We start from the raw sequence: 5742 nt of genomic DNA, 5'->3' as shown, positions 1-5742 counted from the left end.
GCGCGGGCGCCGCGCCCGAGCGGACCGGGCCGGAGCCCGACCGCTCGGCGCGGCGCGCGGCTCGTTCCGTGCGGTCACGTGCCCGGGACATCCGCTCGCCCCTAGCCCTTGAGCCCCTGCGTCGCGACGCCGTCGACGAGGAAGCGCTGGAACACGATGAAGAAGATCAGGATCGGCAGCAGCGCGAGGAACGACACCGCGACGGTCGCGCCGTAGTCGGAGGTCGACGTCTGGTCGTTGTACAGGCGGAGCGCGACGGGGAGCGGGTACTGCTCGGGACTGTTCACGTAGAGCAGCGGGCCGAGGAAGTCGTTCCAGGTCCAGATGAAGGTGAAGATCGCGGACGTGATCAGGGCGGGCTTGATCAGCGGCAGGATGATCGAGAAGAACGTGCGCCAGTGCCCGGCGCCGTCGATGCGGGCCGCCTCGTCCATGTCGCGAGGGATGTTCCGGATGAACTGCACGATCAGGAACACGAAGAACGCCTCGGTGGCGAGGAACTTCGGCAGGATCAGCGGCCAGTACGTGTCCACCATGTCGAGCTTCTGGAACATGATGTACTGCGGGATGATCACGACGTGGAACGGCAGCAGCAGCGTGCCGATCATCGCGGCGAACAGGATCCCGACGCCCTTGAACTGCACCCGGGCGAACGCGTAGGCCGCGAGCGCCGAGGAGAACAGGGTGCCGACCACTGCCATGACCGCGATGAAGGTCGAGTTCGCGAAGAACCGCCAGAGCGGCACTCCCGCGATGCCCTCGAGCACCTTGAAGTAGTTGTCGATGGTCGGGTCGTCCGGGATGAGTCCCGGGTTCTGGCCGAACTCGCTCGACGGCTTGAACGTCGCGATGAACAACCAGATCAGCGGGTAGAGCACGATCGCGGTGAGCGCGGCGAGCACGACGAACCAGATGATCGTGTTGATCGTCTTGCGCTTGATGCGGCGCCGCTCGGGGGTCGGCTCCTGGTCGAGCTCGATCTCGAGGAACTCGGGACGCGCGATCTCGCTGGTCGAGGTGGTCATCGGTTGTCTCCCGCGTAGTGGACCCACGACTTCTGGGTCTTGAAGAGGATGGCGGCGATGATCGCGACCACGATCACGAGGACCCAGGCCATCGCGGCGGCGTAGCCCATCTGCAGGTCGGCGAAGCCGCGCTTGTAGAGGTAGACGGTGTAGAAGTTCGTCATGCCGGCCGGGCCGCCGGAGCCGTTCGAGATGATGTACGCCGACGCGAACACCTGGAACGCGTTGATCAGCTCGAGCAGCAGGTTGAAGAAGATCACGCTCGAGAGCATCGGGAAGGTCACCGACCGGAACTTGCGGATCGGACCGGCCCCGTCGACCTCCGCGGCCTCGTACAGCTCGCGCGGCACCTGCTTGAGGCCGGCGAGGAAGATCACCATCGGGGCGCCGAACTGCCACACCGCCAGGAGGATCATCATCGGCAGCACGAGGGCGACGTTGCCGACCCATCCGCCGATGTCGAGGCCGAAGAACGAGAGCGTGTTGTCGACCGGGCCGTCGGTGGAGAACATCGCACGCCACACGATCGCGACCGAGACCGATGCGCCGATCAGCGAGGGAGCGTAGAACGACGAGCGGAAGAAGGTCGAACCCCGGTCGCGGTAGTTCAGCAGCATCGCCACGCCGAGCGCCGCGGCGAGCTTGATCGGGGTGCCGACCAGCACGTACACGAGGGTGATCTGCACCGACTGGATGTACTGCGGGTCCTCCGTGAACATGCGCACGAAGTTGTCGAGCCCGATCCACTCCGGCTCGGTGAAGAGGTTGTACCTCGTGAACGCCAGGTACAGCGAGTAGATCATCGGCCCGAGGGTCAGGCCGAGGAAGCCGATCATCCACGGGAGGAGGAACGTGTACCCCGTCGCCGTCTCGCGGCGGTTGCGGAGCTTCAGTCCGGGCCGCGTGGGCGTGTCGGGGCCGCGACGGCCGAGGAGGCGCGAACGGCCCTCCGTGTCGGCCGTGACGATCGCTTTCGTCAGGGTGGTGCTCATGGTCTCTCTCCCGGGTTCCGTGCCGAGGGTACTCCGGGTCCGGGCCGCTGCGGCCCGGACCCGAAGGGCCCTACTGGTTCAGGACGACGTCCATCTCCGTGAAGAACTGGCTCACGGCCTCGTCGACCGTGATCGTGCCGAAGCCGAGCTCCTGGCCGAGCTGGCGGAACTTCTCCTCGAGGGTTCCGTAGCCGACGATCGGCACGGGCGGGGCGTCGCCGAGGCGGTCGCTGATCGACTCCTCGTAGGCTCGGATCTGCTCGCCGAGCGGGTCGAGCTCAGCGCCCTCGAGCATGGTCTCCGACGCGGGCAGGCCGCGGTTGGTGCCGAAGATCGCACCGGCCTCGGGGCTGTTCACGAGGAAGTTCACGAGGGTCGCGGCCGCCTCGGGGTGGTCGGTCGTGGCGGCGATGGAGTGCAGCATCGAGGGCTTGAGGTACAGGTCCTGCGCGCCCTCCTCGGTGATCGGCGGTGCGATCAGCCCGAGCTCGGTGTACTCCTCGCCCAGGTTGCCGAGGTAGCCGGCGCCGAAGTTGTCCCAGGTCAGTTCGCTCGCGGTGAGCGCGGCGTCGAAGCCCGAGACCGGGTAGATCTCCTCGAGGCGCTGCTGGGTGATGACGGTGCCGTCCTCGCGGATGTCGGCGCCCTGCTCCCAGAACGCGGCGAGGTCCTCCTCGGTGAAGTTGGGCTCGCCCTCATCGGTGAAGAGGTCCGACCCCATCGCGCGCTGCTGGATCTCGAAGTTCTGGATGCGGCCGGTCCAGTCGGTGCCGCCCCAGAGGTCGCCGCCTCCGGCCTCGGTGACCTCGGCCATCCACGCGTCGTAGTCCTCCCAGTCGCCGCCGGCGAACTCCTCGACGCCGGCATCGTCGAGCAGCTTGGGGTTGGTGAACATGCCCCATGCGTTGGTCGAGGTCGGGATTCCGGTGGTCTCGCCGTTCACGACGCCGATGCCGAGGATCTGCTCGCTCAGCGGCTCGGTGTCGATGATGTCGCCGAGGTAGGGCTCGAGGTCGAGCAGGAGGCCGTTCTCGGAGTACTGGCGGAGGTAGGAGTAGTCGAACTGCATGACGTCGGGCAGGCCGCCGCCGGCCGCCTCGGTCTGCCGCTTCTCCCAGAACTCGGGGAAGCCGAGGAACGAGGAGTTGACCGTGATGTTCGGGTACTCCTCGTTGAACGCCTCGATCGCCTGGTCGTAGAGGTCGGCCCGCACGTCGTTGCCCCAGAAGGCGAGGTTGAGGGTGACCTCCTCGTCGGGGTCGTAGGTCGCGGCGGGCTCGGAGCCGCCGGAGCAGCCCGTGAGCACGAGCGCCGCGCTCGCCGTGACCGCCGCAGCGGCGAGGGCCGCGCGTCGGGTGCGAATGTTGAACATCGTTGTCCTCCCGGAAACGTCTCTGTCTGCCTGGTGCATTCACGCTGGGGTGGGAAAGCGCTTCCCCAAATGTAACCCCAACGACTCGAATGGTCAATGCGATGGGAAAAATCGTTTCAATCCGTGATCGAGGCGAGATCGGCCGGGGCACCGCGATCGCAGGCCAGCACGCCGTCGACGACCACGATCGGTGCCGCGAAGATCGCGCTGCGGCGAGCGGCCGCGGCATCCGTCGAGCCCAGCTCCGAGCCGTCCCACTGCGGGTGCGTGAAGTAGAAGAGGATGCCTCGATCGCGGCCGACCACGACGTCGCCGTGCCGCCCGAAGGTCTCGTCCCCGCGGCGCGGGCCCGGTGCGCCGAGGATCACGTCGTCGGGTCCGCCCTGGCGTTCCCACGTCACCGCGTCGCGCGACCGGTGCACGGCCATGCCGCGCCACTCGTCGACGAGCATCCACCACCAGCCGCCGAGCTCGAACACGTTCGGGCCCTCGTGCGGGCGACCCCCGATCGCGCGGCCCTCGACCCGCCATGGACCCGCCGCGAGATCGGCGCTCGCCGCGACCCAGGTGGACGAGTCATCCGCCTCGTCCTTGACCCAGAGGCGCCAGCGACCGTCGGGGCAGTGCGCGACGCACGCGTCGATGACCCGGTCCGAGCTCAGCGGGATGCCGCCGACGAGCCGCCACGACGCCAGGTCGTCGCTCGCGTACTCGACGATCCGGCGCGCATGCCCCTCCCAGCGGTCGGGGATGCCGTCGATGACCGTGAGGTACATGCGATAGCGCTCGCCGTCGAAGATCACCTCGGGCGCCCAGTGGGTCTGCGGCCCATCGCCGACCAGCAGGTCGTCGACGGTTCCGTCGTAGCGCCAGCGCACGCCGTCCGCCGACCGCGCGACGCCGATGCGGCTGCCGTGAACCCACGCGACGCCGGGCTCGTCCACGCTCGCGCGGCGCTGCGTGTAGAACATCCACCACTCCCCCGTCAGGTGGTGGCGGATGACCGTGGGATCGGCCGCCCCGTCGTGCACCGGATCGTGGAAGAGGGCGTCGTCGGGCGGCGGAGTCATCGCCGGAGGTCGACGACCGGAGTCTCGAGGCTGCGCATCCGGTCGGCGTCGTCGCGCAGGCCCTCGCGCGTGACCGTTCGCCCGGTGGCGGCGGACGAGTGGATCGCGGTGACGATCTCGAAGGATCGCGCGGGGTCGGTCGCGGTCGACGGCAGCGGGTCGCCCGAGCGCAGCGCCGCGTAGATGTCGCGGACGAGCGGGTCGTGTCCGCTCGGCTCCTCGTCGCCCGGGAGTGCGGCCCACGCGTCGACGACCGCGGGGTCGACGCCCGGCGCCGGCGTGATGCGCCAGTGCTCGTGGCCGTGCCCGTACAGGTGGTCGACGGTGACGGTCGCGAGCTCGGTGTCGATGCGGATCGAGCTCGTCTCGCGCGGCGAGAGCGCGCTCGTGATGACGGACGCCACGACGCCGTTCTCGAACGCGACGGTCGCGGTCGAGACGTCCTCCATCTCGGTCTCGCGGGCGAGCCGCCAGAGCTGCCCGTTCACGCTCGCCCAGTCGCCGAGCAGCCACGCGAGCAGGTCGACCTGGTGGATGCCGAGGCCGAGCGTCGGCCCGCCGCCCTCGGTGGCCCACTTGCCGCGCCACGGCACCGCGAAGTACGCGGGATCGCGGTACCAGAGGGTCTGGCACGTCGCGACGAGCGGCCGGCCGAGCGCGCCCGACTCGAGGAGGCCCTTGACGTGCGCCGCGGCCGTGCCCGTGCGCTGCTGGAACACGACGGCCAGGCGCCGGTCGTTGCGGGACGCGGCATCCGTCATCGCATCGAGTTCGTCGAGCGAGAGCGCGGCGGGCTTCTCGCAGACGACGTGCACGCCCGCCTCGAGGGCGGCCATCGCCTGTTCCGCGTGCACGCCGGGCGGCGTGCAGACGTGCAGCACGTCGATGGCGCCGGCCGCGAGCAGCGCGTCGAGCGAGTCGGCGACCGCAGGTCCGCCCCAGCGGTCGGCGAACGCCCTGGCGTTGTCGGGGTCGCGGTCGACCACGGCGACGAGTTCGCCGTCGGGCGTGGCTCGCAGCGCCTGCGCGTGCGCGTCGGCGATCGCGCCCGTGCCGATGATCGCGGCGCGCAGGACCCCGCCCCGCTCGGGATGGGTGTGGTCGGTCATCGGGCTCCTCCGTCGGGATCGATGGTCGTGTCGTAGCGCTGGAGTCGCCCGCACATGCCGAAGGCGGGGGCGGCGGATGCCTCGGCCACGCGCGCCTCGACGAGACCCGGGTCGCCGCCGCGCTCGAGCACGTCGAGGCGGTGCCCGGTCGCGTGCGCGACGGCGAGCGCGCCC

General features: G+C 69.6%; 5 protein-coding genes. All 5 read right to left on the bottom strand.

Going from position 1 to position 5742, the window contains the following annotated elements; translation table 11 throughout:
* Positions 1–101: 101 nt before the first annotated feature.
* On the bottom strand, positions 102–1025 hold the full coding sequence (locus tag ESO86_RS10315; RefSeq protein ID WP_129234819.1) for a carbohydrate ABC transporter permease: 924 nt from the start codon (positions 1023–1025) through the stop codon (positions 102–104).
* Entirely contained in the window at positions 1022–2017 is a 996-nt protein-coding gene (locus ESO86_RS10310; protein WP_129234818.1) for a carbohydrate ABC transporter permease, read from the bottom strand. The genes ESO86_RS10315 and ESO86_RS10310 overlap by 4 nt, the downstream gene beginning before the upstream one ends.
* 70 nt (positions 2018–2087) lie before the next feature.
* A complete protein-coding gene (locus ESO86_RS10305; protein ID WP_129234817.1) occupies positions 2088–3389 on the bottom strand; it encodes an ABC transporter substrate-binding protein in 1302 nt (433 codons plus the stop codon).
* A gap of 116 nt (positions 3390–3505) precedes the next feature.
* The gene (locus ESO86_RS10300; protein WP_129234816.1) at positions 3506–4459 is read right to left on the bottom strand and encodes a family 43 glycosylhydrolase; all 954 of its coding nucleotides are present in this window, start codon (positions 4457–4459) and stop codon (positions 3506–3508) included.
* Positions 4456–5568, bottom strand: coding sequence for a Gfo/Idh/MocA family protein (locus ESO86_RS10295; protein ID WP_129234815.1), 1113 nt, complete (start codon positions 5566–5568; stop codon positions 4456–4458). The genes ESO86_RS10300 and ESO86_RS10295 overlap by 4 nt, the downstream gene beginning before the upstream one ends.
* Between the last annotated feature and the right edge of the window lie 174 nt (positions 5569–5742).

The organism is Agromyces binzhouensis (genome assembly GCF_004135055.1).
GTDB classification, from domain to species: domain Bacteria; phylum Actinomycetota; class Actinomycetes; order Actinomycetales; family Microbacteriaceae; genus Agromyces; species Agromyces binzhouensis.
This window is presented reverse-complemented; position numbering and strand designations above follow the sequence as displayed.

Excerpts from the sequence above, each read along its gene's own strand:
- ESO86_RS10315 (WP_129234819.1), bottom strand. The coding sequence starts at position 1,025 with ATGACCACCTCGACCAGCGAGATCGCGCGTCCCGAGTTCCTCGAGATC.
- ESO86_RS10310 (WP_129234818.1), bottom strand. The coding sequence starts at position 2,017 with ATGAGCACCACCCTGACGAAAGCGATCGTCACGGCCGACACGGAGGGC.
- ESO86_RS10305 (WP_129234817.1), bottom strand. The coding sequence starts at position 3,389 with ATGTTCAACATTCGCACCCGACGCGCGGCCCTCGCCGCTGCGGCGGTC.
- ESO86_RS10300 (WP_129234816.1), bottom strand. The coding sequence starts at position 4,459 with ATGACTCCGCCGCCCGACGACGCCCTCTTCCACGATCCGGTGCACGAC.
- ESO86_RS10295 (WP_129234815.1), bottom strand. The coding sequence starts at position 5,568 with ATGACCGACCACACCCATCCCGAGCGGGGCGGGGTCCTGCGCGCCGCG.